This is a genomic window from Photobacterium sp. R1 (assembly GCF_054600795.1).
Genome location: NZ_BAAHZP010000001.1, coordinates 339,266 through 358,413, shown reverse-complemented (window position 1 = coordinate 358,413; position 19,148 = coordinate 339,266). Strand labels below are relative to the sequence as shown.

Sequence of the window (19,148 nt, the reverse complement as noted above, 5' to 3'; positions counted from 1 at the left end):
TTGCCATCCCCTCAGCTTCTTTGCGGGTAAACACCCGCTGTGCAGATAATAAAATTCAGCGCCAGCACGGATGCCATATTATTGTGCGCCAGGCCGCGGCCCGTGGATGCAATCGCGTCCGTTTTCATAGCAACCATGTCTTCTGCCGCCGGATTGGCAAAATACTGATTTGCTTTCCCCAGGACAAAAGAGGAAGAGGGTTCAGGTGAGACGGCGCTGTCAGAAGAAGCGATGAGTGAATGCGTATGTTCCGGCAGATTTTTAATGTCAAGAACCACAGATTCTTCTCCGAACCGACTCCCCTGATTTCTGAGTGTCAGCCCTTTGCCCTGCCCCATACCAACCGGCACGCGCCCCCGAAGATCAGGCAAAGCAAATGTTGTGCGACCATCCCCGCCATTGGTGGTTCCAAGCAACGAATACAGCGCTTCATTGTTCACAATAGGCACCACATCACCGTAGCAATATGCCCACTGCTCAGGTGAATAGTTACCCGCAAAAAGCGTAATTTCCGACAGAAAACGTGTAGACATAAATAATCTCCATTTCAATCTCTATTCGGGAAAATACCGGTCAAAGCAATGCAAAAATTCACGGCGGTACTTGGCTGCATATTGTTATGCGCAGTACCGGCACCGGTTGCACCGATTGCCAGCCCATTCATCTTCACCAGATTGGCAGGTAAGGAATAAACAGATGTATTCTGGGCTGATGCTGCAAAGACCGTCGGCTGCGTCAGCTTTTTATTATTTGGTCTTGGCGAGTCGCCTACTTGTGATGAAGCATTCACGACATGATTATGAGCAGGCATTTCTGATTGCAGCAAGGCTACGGACTCCAAGCCGCCAAGTTGTCCCTGACTCAGATTCGTGTTTGAAGGTTTGAGGGTTCCGGGATTGACCGGCATTCGCCCCTGTAAATCCGGTAATTGGAAATTCAATTGCGGGGTGCCGCCAAATGTATTTCCCAAGAGCACATAGAGTGTCTGGTTCTGGTTGATATCCAGGATTTGGCCATTACACAACGCATAGTTCCTGGGTGCAAAAAATGCCCCAAACATCTGAATATTACCGATATAAGGTTCCATACTCACCTCTGCTGATTAAGACTGGACTGCCTTCCGGGAGAAAATCACTTCCAGCTCTTTTTCAGAATTCGGGGAAACAAACAGTGCTGCTTCACCTAATTTCTGGTGGCTGAATAAATAAGTACCCTGTGCTATACCACCCTCTAAATCGCCACAATTGAGATACAACGCAAAAGAATCCCACGCCTTATTTTGCATGTTTGTCCGTTGCACACCGGTAATCTCAATATTTCGGGTTGTCTTGTCATCCAATGCCACTGATATTTTTTCGCCGACCATTTTTTCCAGTCGTTCGAAAGTAAACTGCTCCATGTCGCCTCCCGTCACAATTACATTTACTGCTGATGGATGTTTCAGTTTCCACCCATTAGGTGTAGAGCAAGAAATCCCCTCCAACAAAACGGATCATGAAAACTTGATGTTCGATCATACAAACACATCTGGATATACAGAGAAAACATACAGTATTGATATCGCGATAAAAAATGACCCGGCAACCAATGGATTGATGAGTCGATATGTATCCGTCAGCGTTCGCAGCGTATGTCGGGGGAGATTGAATGAATCAGGAGGAAAGACGATCAGCAGAGCGCCAGATGCAATATAGGATAAGGGTTACCTTGCCCGTCCAGCGGCGAACGGCTGGTTACCGTAAACCCCAAATGCTGATAAAACCCTAACGCTTGTTCATTTTGCTCATTAACATCCACTTTCTTTACACTCTGAACATGAATGGCATGATGCACCAATGCAGAACCCACACCTTTGCCCCGGACATCCGGTGAAACAAAAAGCATTTCAATATTGTCACCATGTACACCACAAAATCCCATGATTTCCCCATCCGGGTTTCTGACACACTTCAGGTCTACCGCATCGAAATACTGATTCAGAATGAGCGGCTTCAGGGCCTGCAGATCAGCTTCCTTCAGAAAGTCGTGAGTCGCTCTGACGGAAGATTCCCAAATCTCTATCAATTTCTGATGATCTTTCTTTTTCGCTTGTTCTATTTTCATCATAACGCTTACCAAACCATTTCATTGAAAAAGCTATCAACATTTATTTTTCAAAGAACCATTCAAATAGTTTTCAATTTACTTTGAACGGCCGCGGTACCAAGCATAAACAATCATCAGCAGGCCAGTGAATAAAGCTGGTAGTTTCATCTCCGCCAGGAGTTCCCATTCGCTGTCATAACCTGAAACCACACGAGCATAGTCGTCGGTCCCGGAGAATGACGTAAATGGTTCGGAGGATACACTCACCGGAAACCAGTCACTGGCAAACAGGGCAAGCGAACCAATCAAGAATATCCATCCAAACATGGCAATGAACTTCATCATCAATTACCTCGAATGATTTTTAAAAAATGTCCAGATGACTGCTGCTCCGTCAATATCTCTGTTTTTCTGTCCCAAAATCCGGGGAAGATCGGGCAAGTCACTGCCCGGCAGAGTATGACCGCCACCAATGACCGTATACAGTTCCACCAGACATGAGCTTCCATAAATTGTCCGGGTCACTCGCGAACTGTCACCTGTGTCCCGATCCGGTAATTGTCGGGTTTCTGGCATACCACGGCATTGATTCTGCTGTCGCCAAAACAACACTGTCTCTTGCGTTGAAACCACTTTCCCCCGCCTTTGACGAAAAAAACGGACATCCCCGCCATCATAAGGTACCAGAGGATCTGCCGTACCATTCATCACAAGGACAGGAAGCGAAGCTGCTGGCTGACAGGTTTTGTATATGCGCCTGGGAATATTGGCCGCAATCGGGGCAATGGCGGCCAATTTAGCACTGAGTTCACATCCCAAGCGCAAGGTCATCATACCGCCGTTGGAAATGCCGGTGACATACACCCGCGTCGGATCAACATGATATTGATGAACAAAACGATCGATGAGCGCAGAAATATACGCAACATCATCAACTCGTCCTTCAATATCACCACGAAATGTCAGGTCTCTGCCGTCACGCCAAAAAGCATCCACACCATTGGGGTATGCCACAATGAAATGTTCGCGGTCTGCCAATGCCGTAAATCCCATATAGCGGGCAGGTGTGAGACCATCCCCTTTTCCGCCGCCATGGAGCACCAGCACCAGAGGCAATCTGGCCAGTGTCCGGGAAACCGGTGGAAAGTGAACATAATAACTGCGTTGCAATCCATCAATCATGATGGACTGTTGCACGACACCTGAAGCCTTCTCTGCCCGATTGTTGAGCGACTGTGCACTTGCTGCGACCGGGATGAACAGCACGGCAAAGATGACGAATAAAGCTGAGATTAACTGACGCACTGATTCCTCCATGCTGATGATTCAATATAACTCTGCTTCAATATGATGCAGCATTCGGCGTATTTTTCATCTGAACAGTCTCAGCAACTCAGGTGAAGTGCTGACTGTCAGTTTTGTGCTTTGCCTGCTTCCAGAATTGGTAAACCGGCTTCTGTCGGAATATAAATTCGCTCCCCTTTACCGTCCTGAAGCCCTTTGATCCACACATAACGAAGATACTCTTCATTATTTTTCAGCGATTTGCCAATAATTCGGTTCGCTTCAGCTGCAGCTTTTGCCCGCTCTATATCGGCCTGGCCTTCAGCTTTCGCCAGAGTAATTCTGGCTTTTGCCTGCATGAGTGAAGCCTGTTCTCTCGCTTTTGCTTCTTCAATCAGAATCTTTTTGCTCCATTCCGCTTCTTTCAGCGCCGCAATCCCATCCATTTCCTGCTTATACACTTTGTACTGAGGCCAAGCCCAAAGCGTCAGTAAAATACTGCCAACAATCACAACCATTAAAAATACAAGACTTCCAAAAGCAATCGCGTGCCGGTTCGGGTGCATCTCTTTTCCTTCTTTAAAACTATCCTGAAATAGGAACAACAATATTCATCAATGAATGATGGAAATTCACATCCATAAAGAAAGGCACACTTGGCGGTTCAAGCATGCCATTTTTTAACGGAAGTATGCTGCATGCACATTGTGCATGCCCCGGAATAAAAACTTTAGACCCAGCCCAGCTGCTGGAGGCTAAAACCATCATTCCAGATTTTTGTCATATGCCGGATGAGGTTTCCCTCAAACTGCATGACGTATACGTAGTCCGCCGCCACCGTTTTACCTGTCGGATCAACCGGGCCACCCGGTCCGGTATTTGTACCGTGATAGACCGCATAAGCCGCCACACAGGCACGCTCTGAGTCCTCGGCAAAGAAACGCAGCTCATAGTGGCCATCGGGTATCGGGCCAAACAGACCTTTCGTCCATTCGGTATACCCCTGAATTGTTCTGATATCGGCAAGCGCCGCAGCCTGCGCTGAAAAAGTCGCATCGGAGTGACAATAGGTTTTACAAACTTCCCAACCTTTCCCTGTTTCACACGCATCAAAGAACTGCAGCGCTTGTTCAGCCAACCCACTCATAATGACATCCTATTTTTGAGAAAACCGGACTATGAGTGTGAACCATCACAGGGATCTTTGGTGACTCACTTTTACACATCCCTCTTGAAATCATTGGGTGCTCAACAGACTTCAGCCCATCAGTCACGCAACACAATGAATCGCATCACCAGGTGTAATGCGAGTTGTCATCTGACGGATCACGCGGCATTAAAATTTCGGTTCACCGTCAGGGACATCATGGTGTAAGCATGTGATTTTCCATCGATTCGGAACTTATCTTCAATTTCGCCACACTTGATAAAGCCACACTTTCGGTAAAGCGCTTTCGCTGCATGATTTTCAGAAAGAACCCAAAGATCGATATATTCAATGGCCGTATGGGTTCGGACCCAGTCGATGAGAAAAGCAATGAGCTGGGTTCCTAAACCTTGTCCTCTGACAGCAGCGTCAACCCCCATCCCCAGCAACACCCGATGCTCAGTATGGCGGTCAGGATACGGCCTGATATCAATATGACCGATCACTGCATCACCCTCTGTTGCGATAAACAGCTTCCGCCAGCCAAGCTCATCAATCTCACGAGGCACTGCCAACCTGAAACGCTGCTCCAGCTCTGGCGTCAATTTCGACGCTTCGGCAGATAACGGCTGAAAGAATGGTGTCGAACCGATTCCATTTTCCCGAAGGTGTCTATCTAAATAAGCAAAGAACCCATCCAGGTGATGTTCTGTCGCTAATTGAAGTTCTATATTCACGAAAACCTCCCAATTTATTTACAGTATTCAACTGGCCAATTCACCAGACAGCATCAACCCGAACCTCAGCATCAGAGCTGGTTCTCCTGCGCTGTGATCGGACGCTTTCCGATTTGTCCCAAATGTGTGTCATGAAAGCCCGACGCATATTTCAGGCCATAACCCAGCGCACGGTCAAAACCAATATGCGCGCACCAGATTAATCCAGCCTGAATCAACAGATCCGATGCATTCAAATAACCAACGGCAATCATGGTCAATGCACCGACCAGCGAATGAGTCAGATTGTAAGCAATTGCGCCCAGCTTCGAATGAAAAAGGTAAGCGAACAAGGCAAGATCTGGTGCAAAGATGAACCAGGCAAATGTCGACCACGACATGTTAAAGTGCGCATAAACAAGTAATGAGATGACAAAAAGGCACAATCCTTCCATTCGAAGCAATGTGCGAACATTTCCGGTTGCTGATGACATTTCCCATCTTCCTGTGCGATTGAAAAAGCGAAGTATAGTATGACCGTGATTGATGAAACTTTTCTGCGATAAGTTGTTCAACATTCGTTATCCATACATAAAACTGCACTTGACGAAGATCACCACGGGCTGTTTTCTGCACATGCCGGATGCCGTATTTCAATTCGGCATGATACGAAACAAATACATCTGTGATTTCAGGAAGATCACAATAAAAACTGTTATCAACTTCACTCAGACGTCAAGAATGTGTTCTCAGTATCCATTCCCAACCGACAGGCCAGACACCTGAGCCAGCGAGACTGAACAAACGATAAAGCCTGATGTTTCTAGTTCCCGATCGTTTCTCACATGCGCTGCGCCATCAACCTTTTCTGTTTTTTTGAGCCAACAGAAACAGTGAAGGAACTTAGGACGGTATCCTTTTCAGAATTGCTCTATACAGCACATTGGCATCAACCCCAAATGATCTCAGCTTGAAAGGTTTATCTCTACGCTTTGAGACAACCCATACTTCAGGAATACGGTGACCTCTCTCAAATTGATCCACTAGATGAACCCCCTGAATTTCATGAAATTTCATTTCTTTTTTTGACAAAGGATAACGAATTTCGATAGCGTGATTGCCCAAGCAGATACCTGTCGGTGTCTTTAAATACTCATAGGAAAAAACCACCAGAATAAAGGCGAGCCCTGTATAACCAAGAAATATAGAATCTGATGTCTCAGCCCACATGATCATAAGGGCTGAAACGAAGACTGTGCCAAATATCATGAAAAGATGATAGCCAAAAATTTTTTTGAATACATCTCTGTCGTAGTCACCACCTTCTGCTGGCATGCTTTCGACAATATGGCTTCTCAATAAATCATATTCAGTCAAATCATAGGAAACACGAATGATGTTCTTCCCACTAAAATCATGTATATCCAAGCGTTGCGTGATAAATTTTTCTTTTACTTCTGATATATCCAGCCAAGACACAAAACCATTGTCTTTTCCTTTATATTTATGCCATAAGCCATTATCATCACACTCAATATCATATTGGTATAACTTCCGGAATTCATACCCTGCATAGGCCATGAAAAGAACAAGAAAAATACTCGCGCATAAAGACATCTGAAAAGCTTCTTCAGGATCACCAATTTTTTCATCGGGCAGAAACGCCCAAAGATTCACTAAAATAAGCAATAAAAAGCTGAGCAAAAAAACAAATTTTATTTTATTCACATAAGATTTTTTCAATGTAAAAATATGCATAAAACTTCCAAATCATAGTGTGGATTTTCATCACTGCATGATACTTTCATTCATCCTTGTAAAAGTTTCAGACCATAATATAAACAGACACACTGACTATCTAAAGTAACGTTTAATCGTCATTATTATATAGATATGTGCTCTGAAAAATCAGAACACATAATTTTTATCACATGTTTTATTCACTGATTCAAATTTAAATCAATGTACATAAACCCGATACGCTGTATTGCAGTCATTCTTATCTTTTAAGTCGACTCTGACTTTTTTATTCGCCATTTTGGCTGCCAGCAAAATGCTGAGTGCGGTATCTGTATCTGTATTTTCTTTTGTAAAACGAACTTCAGAGCATGAGCATTCATTCGTATTCGATCTTGTTGTTGCATAAATATTTCCTGATGCAGAATCAAGGCCGACCAGACCAGGCAATTCATTATAATTTTGAGAGCAAATTTCAGCCAGACTTGCCTGCGAATACACGGTGCATGCCAGCAGTAGCGACAATTTCATCATTTTTTTCATCATATAGCCCTTAATCAATGTCAATCGGAGAAATCATTAAAACAACCTTGCACGAATGCGTCATATCCGCACAAAAACTGAGTCCGCTTTTTAGAGAGAACACCAAGCCAAAGTGCATACTCACGCTCCCGAAGTACGCTACAGTTCGAAAGCAAATGCGAAATTGCAAGCATAATAAGATGATATGCCCTTAATTTCATTAATCTTTAGAGTTTTCTTGAGATATCTGTGGATTCGGACAAAATTATGCTTCTAAAGCCTGGTCTGCCGGAAGACTGCAGCCAGGCTAAGATGACATCTTCAATGATGATAAGAAATATCCGATTTCATCCAACACTGAGATTCAGCACCATTGGCACATCCAGCATGCCGTCCCGATCACGGATGCCGTCGACACGTTGAAAACCGAATGCCTGATAGACACGTTCAGCATTCAATGCGGAATTCACTGTAAACTGACCCGGATTTCCATGCTGCAGGCATGCATTTTTCGCCGTTTCCCAGAGCTGGCGTGAAAGCCCTTTACCATGATGATCATCACGCACAAACAAATGATACAGATGGCTGTTTTCCTTCATGCCAACCACACCAATGATCTCACCCGACACCTGTTCAGCGACATGATAACGATACCCCTGGTTCAGATAATTCGTAATACTTTGCGCCGACATCGTGTTCAGCAACATCTCATGGACTTGAGGGGCGACGGTTGGCAAAACATGCTGTCGTAATGTGGGTTGAATCAGTTCGCTGATGGCCTTCGCATCAGACAAATCTGCAATACGAATACTCATTGATTCTCCCCGAAAACCGGACTGAAAAAGCTTCTTTCATAACTCAGAAAACACCGGGTTTCTTCCGCAAATTGAACCGCGCGGATACATTCAGGATCATCTTTGGCTTGATTGCGATACGCTTCGTATGCCGCCAGACTCGGAAAAGAAAACAACGCCAGTGCGATATCACTTGCACCTTCTGAGGGCAGGAAATAGCCGTGATGCTGACCGCCAAACCGATTCACCAGCGGGATCCACATCCGGGCATATTCTTCGAATTCTTTCACTTTATACGGGTCAATCACGTAACGTAAATAACAGGTCACCATATTTAAATCCTTTTCACAGAGACTGTCGCGAGCTGGCCGTTATGCCAGCGAGAAAGAAGTAGAATGGCACTAAGTGCGCCCAGTAAAGCAAATCCCATATCAGACTGGGTATCCCAGACATACCCCTGGGTCCCCAGGAATGCTTCTGCATTTTCCCCGGTTGCCAGAGCCACCCACCATTCAATCAGTTCATAAAATGCACTGAAGGCTAAACAAATCGAGACCGAAACAAAGCTCACCCAGAATGCCCCGTTGATGATTTGTTTTCGGATCAGAATCTCACGCGCCAGAATGGCAGGCACAAAGCCCTGAAAAAAATGTCCGACTTTGTCGTAATTATTCCGTTCGGCCCCAAAAAGATTGTCAAACCATGGCACTTCCGCGTACGTGTAATGACCACCGACCATCAGGACAATACAGTGAAGTAAAATCAGCCCATACAATAGCGGTGTCAGCCGGAATGTCTTGTATGTCCAGACAATCAGAACCAGTCCAATCATGGCCGGAAGGACTTCCAGAAACCAGGTGAATGTATCTTTGGGTTCAATACCAGACCAGATCAGTACAGAAGCAAAAATAGCCAGCCAGATAAATTTCATCGTCTTGCCTTTGTTATCAGTGTGAAATAAAAACTTGTATCGGAGTGTAATTAATCTGTCCGGACCGGCAAACGGATATCATCATCATGACAAAACATCATGGCAATATCTTCTGCCAGCACCCGACTGAGAGAAAGAGGCGGAATGGAATGGCGATCAAAAAAAGCGACTTCCGAGATTTCAAGATTCTCACTCGGATCACCTGAAATATAATCACAGAGAAAAAACAACTTATAAATATGATAAGGATACGCCGGCTGATAAGGGTGTGCGGCTCTGTCTTTGATTGCAACCAGTCTGGGATTGCCCACCAGAAGACCGGATTCTTCCATCACTTCACGAACGATCCCTTCCGACGGTGTCTCACAGACATCAGCCCAGCCACCCGGTAAGGTCCAGCAATCATCTTCCCGCTCTCGCACGAGCAGTATCCGGTCTTCACGAATCACACCCGCCCTCAAATCGACTTTCGGCGTCGGATATCCCGTTTCCGGAATAAAAAGATTCTGAATTTTTGCCAATGGCTCATGACTGAGCTCAGCCAGCATTTGCTGGGAAATCGCTTCTATCTGGCCAAACCGTTCCAGATCATACGGATCTTTTGTGTAAGCTTTACCCGCCTGGGCGATCGCCTGCAGCTGAATTGCCCATACCAACGGGTCTGCCATTCTTATCTCAGCTCTCGTGCCTCATTACAGAATATGCACAATAACACACTACATCAGTACACGCACTGCCGTTATTCCTGATTTCCGGGCATCAAACCATAAGGTAAATTGGTAAACATTCCGGGTTGCCGCTGGTAAACAGGGGCTGGATGCGCGCCACGCCAGTCCAGCAGCATAATTGCCAGGGTGTTACGGTGCTCGCTATCCACCAGCTCGGTTTCCCCTTTCACCGATGGCACCATACCCGCTTTTCGGTCGATAGCTTTCTGAATGGCTTTTCGCGCTTTTTCAACAACCGGATCTTTTTCCAGACCCGCCAAAAGAAAACTGATACCGACCTCGGCAATCACATCTTCTTTGGTGTGCAGAAGGATATGATCGATGTTGTGACGAAAGTGATCGTAAATCCACTGAAAGTCACTTTCCCTGAGCTGATACTGATAATAGGACGAAGCCGCAAACAGGATATGCGTCATCCCATAAATTTTGTTCATGTACTGCTGCTCGCTCAGTTGCTTGTCTTTGCTGTCAGGATAGGTCGCACGGAAAGCCGTAATAAAAGGCTCCACCACATCCTGCTCTCCCAGCTGACGGAGCCAGTAAACCTGATTCGCCAGTTGAGCTGCCCAGGCCCGAATCATCTCCGGATCAGTCGCATACCGTGCAAAGTCGTATCGGCGGAGAATCTCCCGCAGCTTGTGATCAGATTTATGTTTCAGACCGTATTCATTCGCCCGTGCCATTGACCCCAGTAAATCGACACCCAAAAAATAATATTCGGGATACTTGCGGGTCGCCAGGTACCGCAGCTCACTGCGCGCCCCTTCTTTCTGACTGTATCTGGCTTCACGCGCATCGGAGTAAGCCTTTACTTGCGCAGTTGTGTAGATGTCTTCACTGACTTCATTCAGACGGTCCGCCACCCGTGCCATATCTGCCCACACCGCCGATTTATATTTTGGGTCTAAAGTCTGGCGGTACATTCGCAAACCATAATGGCCCATCTTAAAGGCGGGCAGCATATAAAGCCGGGTTTCGAAGGTATGCCGAATCAGGGCTGCATCCTCAGCATAAGCAGGTAGCACCTGTTGCTGAACAACCGCATGATTCTGCTGAGGATAGATTTGTACTGCCGACCACCCCGGCAATGACAGCAAGGCAATCAGAAGATAGATGATAGAGCTGCGTACCGTTTTCATAACAATCCCTTTATGTATGAATGACATAAACATAGCAAAGCTATGGCGAGCTGAAGTCAGCCAAATGTCATTTCAGGCCCGGACGAAAGCACGTTTAAATGTGATAAATCCACCGATAAGTCAGGTTGATCCGTTCACCTGAATGCTGCTGTGTTTTTGGCACACTGTGCGCCCAGTTGGACTGGGTCTGGCCAGCCATGACCAGAAGAGAACCATGGCCAAGCTGGAATTCAATTTTCTCAGCCGTACGTTTATGTTTCAGTAAAAATCGCCGGCTTTCTCCAAATGTCACTGAGGCGATGACCGGCTGTGGACCCAGCTCGGGCTCATTATCCTGATGCCAGCCCATACTGTCCTGCCCGTTGCGATACAGGTTGGCGAGTACCGAATTGAACTGGCTTTGACAAGCAGTTTCGCAAGCCATTTTGATTGCCAGCAGTTCCGGCGTCCACGGTTCTGGCTGCATCGTCAGGCCGGAATAACTGTATTGCGCTTCGCCGCACCAGGACTGCAAACGAGGCTGCAACACCTGCCTGCCATAGAGTGTAATCGCCTCCTGCTTCCAGTGCAGTGACTGACGCAGTGCCGCAAAATACCGGTCAGATTCAGTCGATTCAAAGAATGCCGGCGCCCAGTACAAACGGCCGCCATCAATTTCAATCCATTCCCCTTGTGAAGATGCCGGGGTAAATAAGTCCAGATTCATCATCAGCTTTTAATTGATCAGCCTGTATTCACAGGCAATTGCACATCCACCCACACCAGCCGGTGATCCGAGCTGATTTCAGCACGTTCCCTGCCGTCTTCCCCTGCCACCAGCTTCAGAAGCGGATCTTTCTTATCCGGCCAGAACACACCGCTGTTCATGACCGAAAAGTCTGTGGACGGCAGCACATAATCCAGTCGCAAGCCGCCCAGATGGGTCCATTCCGAGCTTCGGCCACGTCGCAGTTTCCACGGGCGGAAAAACCGGCCGCCCAGGCTTTTGGGCGTCAATTTACCTTCACTCACGGCGCGGTGAATCCGGGGGTGATACAGCAGGTGATGCAGTGCCAGCGCCATTCCCTCACCGTCATGCAGATCGGCATTGAGATCCCCCAGCAGCACAAACGGCTCATCGGCAGACAGTCCGCCTCGCCGTCCCTGATCATCTGCCAGATAACTTTCATTCCCGATGATATCCGTCAACAGACGCAGTTCATCATGGTTACGGCGGGCATTCCGCCGTTCCGGACCGTCAAACACCGGCGGCGTCGGATGCGCACAAAGCAACTGAAAGCGCTGCTGTCCGATCTGAACCGGCAGCAACAGATGGTTTTTTGAAGACAATCGGAGCGCATTCATTGCCGCTGCGCTGTAATACTCATCCGGCATCAGGTTTTCTGGCATGTGCTGCCATAAAAACGTCTGCCAGCTTCGAAGCTCTGCTTCAATCAGGGGATAACGCGACAACACGACAAAGCCGAAATGACCATGATGAAAACCAAATCCCTGTCCGTCCTGAGGCAGCGTCAGTGCTCCGTCACCATCAAGATCAACCTGGCACAGCAAGCCCGTATTCGATGGCGGACAATAGCGATAGGGATAATCCACGGGGACCTGACCGTGCTGAGGCTCCGCCAGATAATAACGACAGAAGTCTTCCAGACTGCCGTCATCTCCGCCCTCTCCGGGGTGATCGAATTCGCACAGCAGTAATACATCCGGCTGTATGCGCTGAATCATGGCGGCCAGACGGGAAATCCGGGCATCACCCGGCTCGGCGAGTGTTTGTCTCATCCGGCCAGGTTCGGGGTCAGACATCGCTGCATTCAAAACAGCGATACGTATGGTCGGTGTCGGCACAACGTACTCCCAACAGACTGAAATTCAAAAGCCTGTTCAAATTGTACGCTGAGTTGCAGGCTGGCTCCAGCGGCATACGTCAGCCGGGAATTTTCACCAGACTGCTGATGGCCTGATAAATCTGACGGGCATCGTGCATCGCCCGGTGCCTGGCCGGCCCCAACTCTTCCAGCGCACGCTGAAAACAGGCGCGTTCTATGCCATTTTCCTGCTGCAGCCAGAGACCGACTTCCGTCAGAATAAATGACGGCCGCATATGTGCGGCATGATACAAACGGCCCAGCCAGAATAAATCCCACTGACTGTCACAAAACACATAATCCAGCTGTCCGAGCACACTGTTTAAATGCTGGCAGACCTCAAGCACCTGCATCCCATGCTGCTCAAGCTCAGAACGGGGGATCTGATGGATTCGCTGCTCTGCATAGCTGTCCCAGTATTGCCAGACATCGCCTGCAGTCAGCGGATTAATCAAAATACTTTGGCCACTGCCGTCAGGCAGAACGTATCCGACTTCTATCGGGTAAGACTGATCAGATAATCCTGACGCTTCAAAATCGAGTGTTGCCCACATTGCACTCTCCCTGATGCTTATTTTATTGTCCGCCTGCCGGCACTCTGGCTCCTTCCGTCACCCGCACCAAAGGTGCAGGCTTAGCTGCCCGGACGCTGCTTCGTTTCAGCAACATGGCTCCTGCCGTTCGAACCCTGAGAACGAATCCATGCTGGCTATCTTCATGTGTCACTATTCTTGTTTAACTTTAGACGCCACTCACCGCTTTACCTGTCAATTCATTTGCTTGACGCAGGAATGATACATTCATCCCAACCGTAACAGGCTTTGATAGATCGCCGTATCCTCTTGCCCGAAGCAAACAAAATAAACTTTGTCCGGTGTGGCCTGAATTTCCAGCACCTGCCGGACGGTTGTCACGGCAATTTCAGCAGCCTGCGCCTTGGGGAACCCATAAACGCCGGTACTGATACACGGAAAAGCAATCGTGACGGCGCCGACTTCATCGGCGAGTGCCAGACAGTTTCTGTAGCAATTTGCCAGAATTTCCGCTTCCTGCTGCCCGCCTCCGTGCCAGACCGGACCCACCGTATGAATGACCCACTTGGCAGGTAACTGATACCCCGGTGTGATTTTTGCGTCTCCGGTTTTACACCCATGTAAACGCCTGCACTCTTCGAGAAGTTGCGGGCCAGCCGCGCGGTGAATTGCACCATCAACACCGCCGCCACCCAGCAGGCTGTTGTTGGCAGCATTCACAATTGCATCCACAGCCAGCGTCGTGATATCGCCTTGCCACACCAATAAATCCGCCATGTGTGCCTCCGGTTTGATCTGTCACAGTCCATCGTGATTTCCGCTCACGCACGACTGTGTCGGCCATCACTATCATGTTATTTTAGTGTCTCTCATACAAAAACAGACCAAAGAGTGACTATGGTACCTGTCATCGGCTTTGCCGGGTTCAGCGGCTCAGGCAAAACAACCCTCATTGAACAGATCATCCCTTGCCTGAAAGCGCATGGGTTGCGGGTCGGCCTGCTCAAGCACAGTCATCATGATGTAGAACCGGACACCCCCGGAAAAGACAGCTACCGGCTCCGTCATGCCGGAAGCGATCAATTACTGCTGGCGACACCCCACCGGAATATTCTTTTCTTTGAATATCCGGAGCCTGCACAAAGAGAGCCTGAGCTTGTGGCATGTTTACAGCAACTGGATCAGTGCCAGCTGGACATCATTCTGGTCGAAGGTTTTCGTGATCAGCCCATCGCCAAAATCGAAATTCATCGTCCGGATTACGGCAAACCTCTGCTCTACCCGCAGGATCATCACATCATTGCACTGGCTACCTGTGAGCCAAATGAAGTTCATCCCTTGCCGGTTCTGGATTTAAACCAGCCCCAAACGATCGCGGATTTTATTGTGAAGTGGATGAAATAAACGGATGGCTTCATCAAGGTACGCATCAAGATAATGACGTCCATAAAAAACAGGTTGCGATGTATCCACGCCTTATTTACAACCAGCCTGTTTTTTCGGGACATCTGAAATGATATTGATGACATTGAACAATCACGTTCAAAGATAAATAACCGGTCTTGAGTTCAATTTATTTCTCATTGAAAAGTTTTCTTTTCATTTCGGAATCATAATGTAGAATCCCGCGCCAGATTACCTTAAATCTGTCACAACACAGCGGTATTCTGCCCACCTGCCTTCATTTTACTGATAAATACATTGGTTATTTCACAAAGGAATCTGTCATGAAAAAAATGATCTTTTTATTTTTATTGCTATTCACTCCGGGAATGGCATTAGCAAATGCAATGTCGGCTCAGGGATACATTACCCAACTCTATGTGAAACCCGGCAGCAATTTCGTCCGGGTCACCTTTTCACAACCAATAGTCAATACAGAAAACTGCGAGAAGTCAGGCTCCTATATTGCTGAACTTGATGATTCAAAATCCAGCGACCGTTTTTACAGTGCCCTGTTAGCTGCACATATGGCACAGAAAAAAGTCAGTTTCTGGATTGCTGGTTGTACATCCGGTGAATATTGGGGAGGAAAACACCCTAAAATTTACGACATCTATATTTACTAATCCATCATTAAATCAAACATGGATAAATAAAAGTGAATTGTAATAAAGTCTGAGAACGTTGATTTTATTCGATTGACTTGTAACAACTGGCTCAGGAATTTCCAAACCGACTGCAATTGATTCAGCACAACCGATTTGGCCTGAGCCAGAAAATATTGCCGCTCTCAATCAGAACATCAAGCGTTTTCGCCCGGTTTGCTGATCGGCATCTTTTCCAATCGTTGCAGGCTGACGGGTTTTAGACTTTGCATTCCCGCCCTTGTTTGCCGCTTTATTTTTTGCCTGTCTGGCTGGGCGTTTTTTCGCGGTTTGCTGAGCCTTCTCTGCTTTCGGCTTCACAACCGGCTCACTGACCGTTTCTGTCACCGGTTGATCACACAGCACAACGTAAAACTCCTCGTTAAATTCAATCACGTCACCGTTATAGACTTTCCGGCGCTTGCGCTGTTCCAGCTCACCATTCACGGCCACGTAGCCTTCAGCAATGGCCATTTTGGCTTCACCGCCACCACCCACAGCATTGGCGATTTTCAACACTTTATACAGCTCAATGGGTTGGGCGGAGACCTCTATCCCAAGGGCTTCGACTTCAATTTCCTGATCCTGACTCACGACACTCTGCCTGTAATTAACCGCGTATGACGTGAGTATACCATTCCCGGCCCGCAGTCAGCCCCTCTTTAACGAACGGAACCCCCTCCGGACGATGTGAGTGCATGAAAAATCTTCGAAACGCAGAGAATATCTTGGTTTGAAGCCACAGATTAGAGATAGCGATCTCAATCAGTTATGCTTGTAACAACTTTCACTCTGCGACTCAGTGACAAGGAAAACATCATGCTGAAACTGCTGTACACCACTGCCTTCTGTCTCCTCTTTGCCCTTCCGGCCATGGCGCAAGAAGAAGAGGTTCCCTATTCGGAACAACCGACTCTGGATAAGCCATTGATGGAAAGGTACATCATGGATGAGCTGAAATCCCTGCGCCAGGATCAGCAAGATCTGGAACGTCGCCTGACGGTTTCATTCACCGATCGGGAACTGGCCGTTGCCGACAAATCGCTCAGCTACGCGAACGTGACCGTCACTTACTTTTTCTATCTGATCGCAGGTGCAGCTTCGCTGATTGCCCTGGTCGGCTGGCAATCGCTGAAAGAAATCAAGGTCAATACCAAAAAAATGGCCGATCAGCAGCTGCAGGAAATCACCGAACAGTATGAGAAGAAATTCCAGATGCTGGAACGAGATCTGAAAAGAAAAACCCGCATTATCGCGCAGAACAATAAAGAGATTGAAATCATCAACGAGGTTCACAACCTCTGGCTGCGGGCACAGAGCTCTCAAACGGCCGAGCAAAAAATGGAAGTCTATGATGAAATTCTCAAGCTGCGACCGGGCGATCTGGAAGCTTTAACTCACAAAGCCGACGCCGCCATGGAAATCCGTGAATTCCACTGGGCGCTGAGTATCTGTAACCGGGTTCTGGAAGTCGACGGTACGAATGCAAATGCACTGTATCAGAGAGCCTGTGCCTACGCCTGTCTGGGTGCCGAAGATCAGGCCGTCTCGGATCTTGAGCGAGCCATTCAGGGCAGTGCATTTCTGGTAGAGCTAGCGCGTGACGAGGCTGATTTTGAAACCCTTCATGGTCATGAACGTTTTGATCAGCTGATCTCTCATCATCATGATTAGCGGGCTATGATTCAGGTATGGCAAGGGAATCGCCTTCATTTTGACGGCTTCTGCGACGCTGCCCTCCCTGTCGCGGATATTCTCTGGACAAGTTAATGACAGCGCGCTTAGTATCTCTTTAAACGACGTTTTTACCGAGTTAACGGAGTAACCCATGCAAGCAACTACCCGCCAGATGCAGGCCCGCAAACACATTGCCCTTGTCGCACACGATAACTGTAAAAGTCATTTGCAGCGTTGGGTTGAGGAGCACAAAACAAAGCTGGTTCAGCATACCCTTTATGCAACAGGGACAACGGGGCACCTGTTAGCCAAGCAAACCGGACTGCCTGTGAACTGCCTGCTCAGCGGCCCGATGGGGGGCGACCAGCAGTTGGGTGCCCTGATCTGCGAAGGCAAAATCGACATGATGATCTTCTTCTGGGACCCGCTCAATGCGGTTCCGCACGACCCGGACGTCAAGGCCCTGCTTCGAATTGCCGCGGTCTGGAATATCCCGGTTGCCACCAACCGTGCCAGCGCCAACTTCATGATCGAATCCAGCATGATGGATCAGGAAGTGCTGATTGAGATCCCGGATTACGAAGCCTATCTGGCTGAGCGCCTTTCTTAATCTCAGCTCATGATACGTCCGGTCTCAGCCCCCTTCACGTTTAATACCGATTTTGAAACCGGCAGCAAATTGAACATCGTCAGATAGTCGTTTTCCTCAACCAATCAACGCCATCCCCGCGAAAGCGGGGATCCGGGGCATGCCGCAACAACACCAATCCGGGTTCTGAGTTTCCTGCTCCTCCTGTCCGGACATGAACCCATCCTCCCGATTCAGCGCGAGGCTCCCCGGCAGGCAAAGCCCCATTTTTCGGTATATGCTTTCAATCAATACCAAAAACAAACTGTTACCTTATGGTGGCCTATGAAAGCCTGGACCCTGACAGAACCCAACGGACTGGATTGTCTGCAACTGACCCGAACAACCCGCCCCAAACCCGGTCCGGCAGAAGTCAGGATTCAGGTTGCCGCAGCAGGCCTCAATCCCATCGATTACAAACTTGCCCATTGGGGGTATGCCACCTGGGATTATCCGCAGGTCATGGGGATGGATATCGCGGGAACCATTGAATCTGTCGGATCCCGGGTCAGACAATACAAGCCCGGGGACCGGGTCTTTACCTTCCTCGACCCGCGCCAGTGCGGCGGATTCGCGGAATATGTCTGCTGCAAAACCGACGCACTGAGCCGATTACCGGCCTCCGTCAGCTTTGAGCAGGCTGCAGCGCTGCCTTCTGCAGGCTACAGCGCCTGGCTGGCCGTTCATGACAAGCTCCGTCTGGCCCCGGGACAACGGATAGCGATCACCGGTGCAGGCGGTGGCGTCGGGGGCTTTGCGGCACAACTGGCCAAGCTGGCCGATGCCACCGTTTATGCCATTGCGGCAAAGCAGCATCATGCCAGATTACAAAGTTACGGCGTGGATGCCGTGATTGATACAGACAAAGAAAATGTCGCATTACGCCTTATTGAACTGACTGAAGACAGACTGCTGCACGCCGTAATTGACTGCGTCTCCGCCCGCTCGGGCAGTCTGATGAGTTCGCTGATCCGATACAACGGGCAGATTGTGATGGTCGCTGACCAGTTTAACCAGGTGCCCTTGCTCGCGACAACGAAAGCCATCAGCATGCACGAAGTAGCGCTCCACGGGACTTATGCCCATGGTGCGCCGGAGGATATCCGTCATCTGGCCGATATCGGAAACAGCCTGAGTAATCTGGTCGCGGAAGGGAAACTGGACCCGATGCTGGATAAGCTGTTTCCCTTTGATCAGTTGAAAGACGGGCTGACGCAGCTGTACAACCAGCAGCACAGCGGCAAACTGGTCGTGGTGCTGGATTAGTTCAGGTGC

Annotated in this window: 27 protein-coding genes; 5 read left to right on the top strand and 22 right to left on the bottom strand. The window is 48.3% G+C overall.

All coding sequences use genetic code 11. The features are described 5' to 3' along the window. Positions 1–11: 11 nt before the first annotated feature. The 21 genes from ACYP03_RS01745 to ACYP03_RS01645 form a co-directional block, all read right to left on the bottom strand. Positions 12–533, bottom strand: a complete 522-nt coding sequence (locus ACYP03_RS01745; RefSeq protein ID WP_459778257.1) for a phage tail protein — start codon at positions 531–533, stop codon at positions 12–14. Between the two features lie 14 nt (positions 534–547). After that, the gene (locus ACYP03_RS01740; RefSeq protein ID WP_330960634.1) at positions 548–1,087 is read right to left on the bottom strand and encodes a phage tail protein; all 540 of its coding nucleotides are present in this window, start codon (positions 1,085–1,087) and stop codon (positions 548–550) included. A 15-nt stretch (positions 1,088–1,102) separates the two neighbouring features. Further along, entirely contained in the window at positions 1,103–1,399 is a 297-nt protein-coding gene (locus ACYP03_RS01735; RefSeq protein WP_248139419.1) for a DUF6916 family protein, read from the bottom strand. Between the two features lie 269 nt (positions 1,400–1,668). Continuing rightward, on the bottom strand, positions 1,669–2,103 hold the full coding sequence (locus ACYP03_RS01730) for an acetyltransferase (RefSeq protein WP_459778256.1): 435 nt from the start codon (positions 2,101–2,103) through the stop codon (positions 1,669–1,671). 78 nt (positions 2,104–2,181) lie between these two features. Then, positions 2,182–2,427, bottom strand: a complete 246-nt coding sequence (locus tag ACYP03_RS01725; RefSeq protein WP_459778255.1) for a hypothetical protein — start codon at positions 2,425–2,427, stop codon at positions 2,182–2,184. Between the two features lie 6 nt (positions 2,428–2,433). Continuing rightward, on the bottom strand, positions 2,434–3,390 hold the full coding sequence (locus ACYP03_RS01720; protein ID WP_459778254.1) for a CE1 family esterase: 957 nt from the start codon (positions 3,388–3,390) through the stop codon (positions 2,434–2,436). Between the two features lie 107 nt (positions 3,391–3,497). Continuing rightward, positions 3,498–3,935 carry a hypothetical protein gene (locus ACYP03_RS01715; protein ID WP_459778253.1) on the bottom strand — a complete coding sequence of 146 codons (438 nt, stop codon included), beginning with the start codon at positions 3,933–3,935 and terminating at the stop codon, positions 3,498–3,500. Positions 3,936–4,099: 164 nt separating this feature from the next. Then, positions 4,100–4,516, bottom strand: a complete 417-nt coding sequence (locus ACYP03_RS01710; RefSeq protein ID WP_248139413.1) for an ester cyclase — start codon at positions 4,514–4,516, stop codon at positions 4,100–4,102. Between the two features lie 179 nt (positions 4,517–4,695). Next, positions 4,696–5,253 (bottom strand): GNAT family N-acetyltransferase, encoded by a 558-nt coding sequence (locus ACYP03_RS01705; protein WP_330960638.1) that lies wholly within the window; start codon positions 5,251–5,253, stop codon positions 4,696–4,698. Positions 5,254–5,324: 71 nt separating this feature from the next. Beyond that, complete coding sequence (locus ACYP03_RS01700) at positions 5,325–5,687, bottom strand: DUF4260 domain-containing protein (protein WP_459778412.1); 363 nt, start codon at positions 5,685–5,687, stop codon at positions 5,325–5,327. A gap of 448 nt (positions 5,688–6,135) precedes the next feature. Then, entirely contained in the window at positions 6,136–6,990 is an 855-nt protein-coding gene (locus ACYP03_RS01695) for a hypothetical protein (protein ID WP_459778252.1), read from the bottom strand. Positions 6,991–7,191: 201 nt separating this feature from the next. Next, the gene (locus ACYP03_RS01690) at positions 7,192–7,512 is read right to left on the bottom strand and encodes a hypothetical protein (protein WP_248139406.1); all 321 of its coding nucleotides are present in this window, start codon (positions 7,510–7,512) and stop codon (positions 7,192–7,194) included. Positions 7,513–7,838: 326 nt separating this feature from the next. Then, entirely contained in the window at positions 7,839–8,306 is a 468-nt protein-coding gene (locus tag ACYP03_RS01685; protein WP_459778251.1) for a GNAT family N-acetyltransferase, read from the bottom strand. After that, entirely contained in the window at positions 8,303–8,617 is a 315-nt protein-coding gene (locus ACYP03_RS01680) for an NIPSNAP family protein (protein ID WP_459778250.1), read from the bottom strand. Before ACYP03_RS01680 ends, ACYP03_RS01685 begins: the two co-directional genes overlap by 4 nt. 2 nt (positions 8,618–8,619) lie before the next feature. Continuing rightward, on the bottom strand, positions 8,620–9,216 hold the full coding sequence (locus ACYP03_RS01675) for a DUF2238 domain-containing protein (RefSeq protein WP_459778249.1): 597 nt from the start codon (positions 9,214–9,216) through the stop codon (positions 8,620–8,622). Positions 9,217–9,266: 50 nt separating this feature from the next. Beyond that, complete coding sequence (locus ACYP03_RS01670; RefSeq protein ID WP_459778248.1) at positions 9,267–9,884, bottom strand: NUDIX hydrolase; 618 nt, start codon at positions 9,882–9,884, stop codon at positions 9,267–9,269. Positions 9,885–9,955: 71 nt separating this feature from the next. Continuing rightward, on the bottom strand, positions 9,956–11,083 hold the full coding sequence (locus ACYP03_RS01665; protein ID WP_459778247.1) for a DUF3541 domain-containing protein: 1,128 nt from the start codon (positions 11,081–11,083) through the stop codon (positions 9,956–9,958). Positions 11,084–11,177: 94 nt separating this feature from the next. Further along, positions 11,178–11,792, bottom strand: a complete 615-nt coding sequence (locus ACYP03_RS01660) for an alpha-ketoglutarate-dependent dioxygenase AlkB family protein (RefSeq protein WP_459778246.1) — start codon at positions 11,790–11,792, stop codon at positions 11,178–11,180. 14 nt (positions 11,793–11,806) lie between these two features. Continuing rightward, positions 11,807–12,928 carry an endonuclease/exonuclease/phosphatase family protein gene (locus ACYP03_RS01655; RefSeq protein ID WP_459778245.1) on the bottom strand — a complete coding sequence of 374 codons (1,122 nt, stop codon included), beginning with the start codon at positions 12,926–12,928 and terminating at the stop codon, positions 11,807–11,809. Positions 12,929–13,007: 79 nt separating this feature from the next. Then, positions 13,008–13,502 carry a hypothetical protein gene (locus ACYP03_RS01650; protein ID WP_248139394.1) on the bottom strand — a complete coding sequence of 165 codons (495 nt, stop codon included), beginning with the start codon at positions 13,500–13,502 and terminating at the stop codon, positions 13,008–13,010. Between the two features lie 246 nt (positions 13,503–13,748). Then, entirely contained in the window at positions 13,749–14,258 is a 510-nt protein-coding gene (locus tag ACYP03_RS01645) for an O-acetyl-ADP-ribose deacetylase (protein ID WP_459778244.1), read from the bottom strand. Between the two features lie 120 nt (positions 14,259–14,378). On the opposite strand from ACYP03_RS01645, the gene mobB reads away from it, so the two are divergent. Both mobB and ACYP03_RS01635 read left to right on the top strand, forming a co-directional pair. After that, the gene (gene mobB / locus ACYP03_RS01640; protein WP_459778243.1) at positions 14,379–14,885 is read left to right on the top strand and encodes a molybdopterin-guanine dinucleotide biosynthesis protein B; all 507 of its coding nucleotides are present in this window, start codon (positions 14,379–14,381) and stop codon (positions 14,883–14,885) included. 323 nt (positions 14,886–15,208) lie between these two features. Further along, positions 15,209–15,550 (top strand): hypothetical protein, encoded by a 342-nt coding sequence (locus ACYP03_RS01635; protein ID WP_248139388.1) that lies wholly within the window; start codon positions 15,209–15,211, stop codon positions 15,548–15,550. Between the two features lie 168 nt (positions 15,551–15,718). Here the strand turns inward: ACYP03_RS01635 and ACYP03_RS01630 are convergent, their stop codons facing one another. Further along, positions 15,719–16,162: an RNA-binding S4 domain-containing protein gene (locus ACYP03_RS01630; protein WP_459778242.1), complete on the bottom strand. Its 444-nt coding sequence runs from the start codon at positions 16,160–16,162 to the stop codon at positions 15,719–15,721. A 279-nt stretch (positions 16,163–16,441) separates the two neighbouring features. On the opposite strand from ACYP03_RS01630, the gene ACYP03_RS01625 reads away from it, so the two are divergent. The 3 genes from ACYP03_RS01625 to ACYP03_RS01615 all read left to right on the top strand — a co-directional run bounded on the left by ACYP03_RS01625 (position 16,442) and on the right by ACYP03_RS01615 (position 19,139). After that, positions 16,442–17,242, top strand: coding sequence for a TPR end-of-group domain-containing protein (locus ACYP03_RS01625; protein WP_459778411.1), 801 nt, complete (start codon positions 16,442–16,444; stop codon positions 17,240–17,242). Between the two features lie 154 nt (positions 17,243–17,396). Continuing rightward, a complete protein-coding gene (locus ACYP03_RS01620; RefSeq protein WP_248139383.1) occupies positions 17,397–17,855 on the top strand; it encodes a methylglyoxal synthase in 459 nt (152 codons plus the stop codon). A 303-nt stretch (positions 17,856–18,158) separates the two neighbouring features. After that, positions 18,159–19,139 (top strand): alcohol dehydrogenase catalytic domain-containing protein, encoded by a 981-nt coding sequence (locus tag ACYP03_RS01615; RefSeq protein WP_459778241.1) that lies wholly within the window; start codon positions 18,159–18,161, stop codon positions 19,137–19,139. Positions 19,140–19,148 lie beyond the last annotated feature (9 nt).

Bases quoted from the DNA above. Each gene is read 5' to 3' on its own strand.
- ACYP03_RS01730 (WP_459778256.1), bottom strand. From the start codon at position 2,103: ATGAAAATAGAACAAGCGAAAAAGAAAGATCATCAGAAATTGATAGAG.
- ACYP03_RS01650 (WP_248139394.1), bottom strand. From the start codon at position 13,502: ATGTGGGCAACACTCGATTTTGAAGCGTCAGGATTATCTGATCAGTCT.
- ACYP03_RS01700 (WP_459778412.1), bottom strand. From the start codon at position 5,687: ATGGAAGGATTGTGCCTTTTTGTCATCTCATTACTTGTTTATGCGCAC.
- ACYP03_RS01665 (WP_459778247.1), bottom strand. From the start codon at position 11,083: ATGAAAACGGTACGCAGCTCTATCATCTATCTTCTGATTGCCTTGCTG.
- ACYP03_RS01645 (WP_459778244.1), bottom strand. From the start codon at position 14,258: ATGGCGGATTTATTGGTGTGGCAAGGCGATATCACGACGCTGGCTGTG.
- ACYP03_RS01690 (WP_248139406.1), bottom strand. From the start codon at position 7,512: ATGAAAAAAATGATGAAATTGTCGCTACTGCTGGCATGCACCGTGTAT.
- ACYP03_RS01740 (WP_330960634.1), bottom strand. From the start codon at position 1,087: ATGGAACCTTATATCGGTAATATTCAGATGTTTGGGGCATTTTTTGCA.
- ACYP03_RS01680 (WP_459778250.1), bottom strand. From the start codon at position 8,617: ATGGTGACCTGTTATTTACGTTACGTGATTGACCCGTATAAAGTGAAA.
- ACYP03_RS01620 (WP_248139383.1), top strand. From the start codon at position 17,397: ATGCAAGCAACTACCCGCCAGATGCAGGCCCGCAAACACATTGCCCTT.
- ACYP03_RS01625 (WP_459778411.1), top strand. From the start codon at position 16,442: ATGGCGCAAGAAGAAGAGGTTCCCTATTCGGAACAACCGACTCTGGAT.
- ACYP03_RS01670 (WP_459778248.1), bottom strand. From the start codon at position 9,884: ATGGCAGACCCGTTGGTATGGGCAATTCAGCTGCAGGCGATCGCCCAG.
- mobB (WP_459778243.1), top strand. From the start codon at position 14,379: ATGGTACCTGTCATCGGCTTTGCCGGGTTCAGCGGCTCAGGCAAAACA.
- ACYP03_RS01615 (WP_459778241.1), top strand. From the start codon at position 18,159: ATGAAAGCCTGGACCCTGACAGAACCCAACGGACTGGATTGTCTGCAA.
- ACYP03_RS01675 (WP_459778249.1), bottom strand. From the start codon at position 9,216: ATGAAATTTATCTGGCTGGCTATTTTTGCTTCTGTACTGATCTGGTCT.
- ACYP03_RS01710 (WP_248139413.1), bottom strand. From the start codon at position 4,516: ATGAGTGGGTTGGCTGAACAAGCGCTGCAGTTCTTTGATGCGTGTGAA.
- ACYP03_RS01685 (WP_459778251.1), bottom strand. From the start codon at position 8,306: ATGAGTATTCGTATTGCAGATTTGTCTGATGCGAAGGCCATCAGCGAA.
- ACYP03_RS01635 (WP_248139388.1), top strand. From the start codon at position 15,209: ATGAAAAAAATGATCTTTTTATTTTTATTGCTATTCACTCCGGGAATG.
- ACYP03_RS01745 (WP_459778257.1), bottom strand. From the start codon at position 533: ATGTCTACACGTTTTCTGTCGGAAATTACGCTTTTTGCGGGTAACTAT.
- ACYP03_RS01725 (WP_459778255.1), bottom strand. From the start codon at position 2,427: ATGAAGTTCATTGCCATGTTTGGATGGATATTCTTGATTGGTTCGCTT.
- ACYP03_RS01695 (WP_459778252.1), bottom strand. From the start codon at position 6,990: ATGCATATTTTTACATTGAAAAAATCTTATGTGAATAAAATAAAATTT.
- ACYP03_RS01715 (WP_459778253.1), bottom strand. From the start codon at position 3,935: ATGCACCCGAACCGGCACGCGATTGCTTTTGGAAGTCTTGTATTTTTA.
- ACYP03_RS01660 (WP_459778246.1), bottom strand. From the start codon at position 11,792: ATGATGAATCTGGACTTATTTACCCCGGCATCTTCACAAGGGGAATGG.
- ACYP03_RS01735 (WP_248139419.1), bottom strand. From the start codon at position 1,399: ATGGAGCAGTTTACTTTCGAACGACTGGAAAAAATGGTCGGCGAAAAA.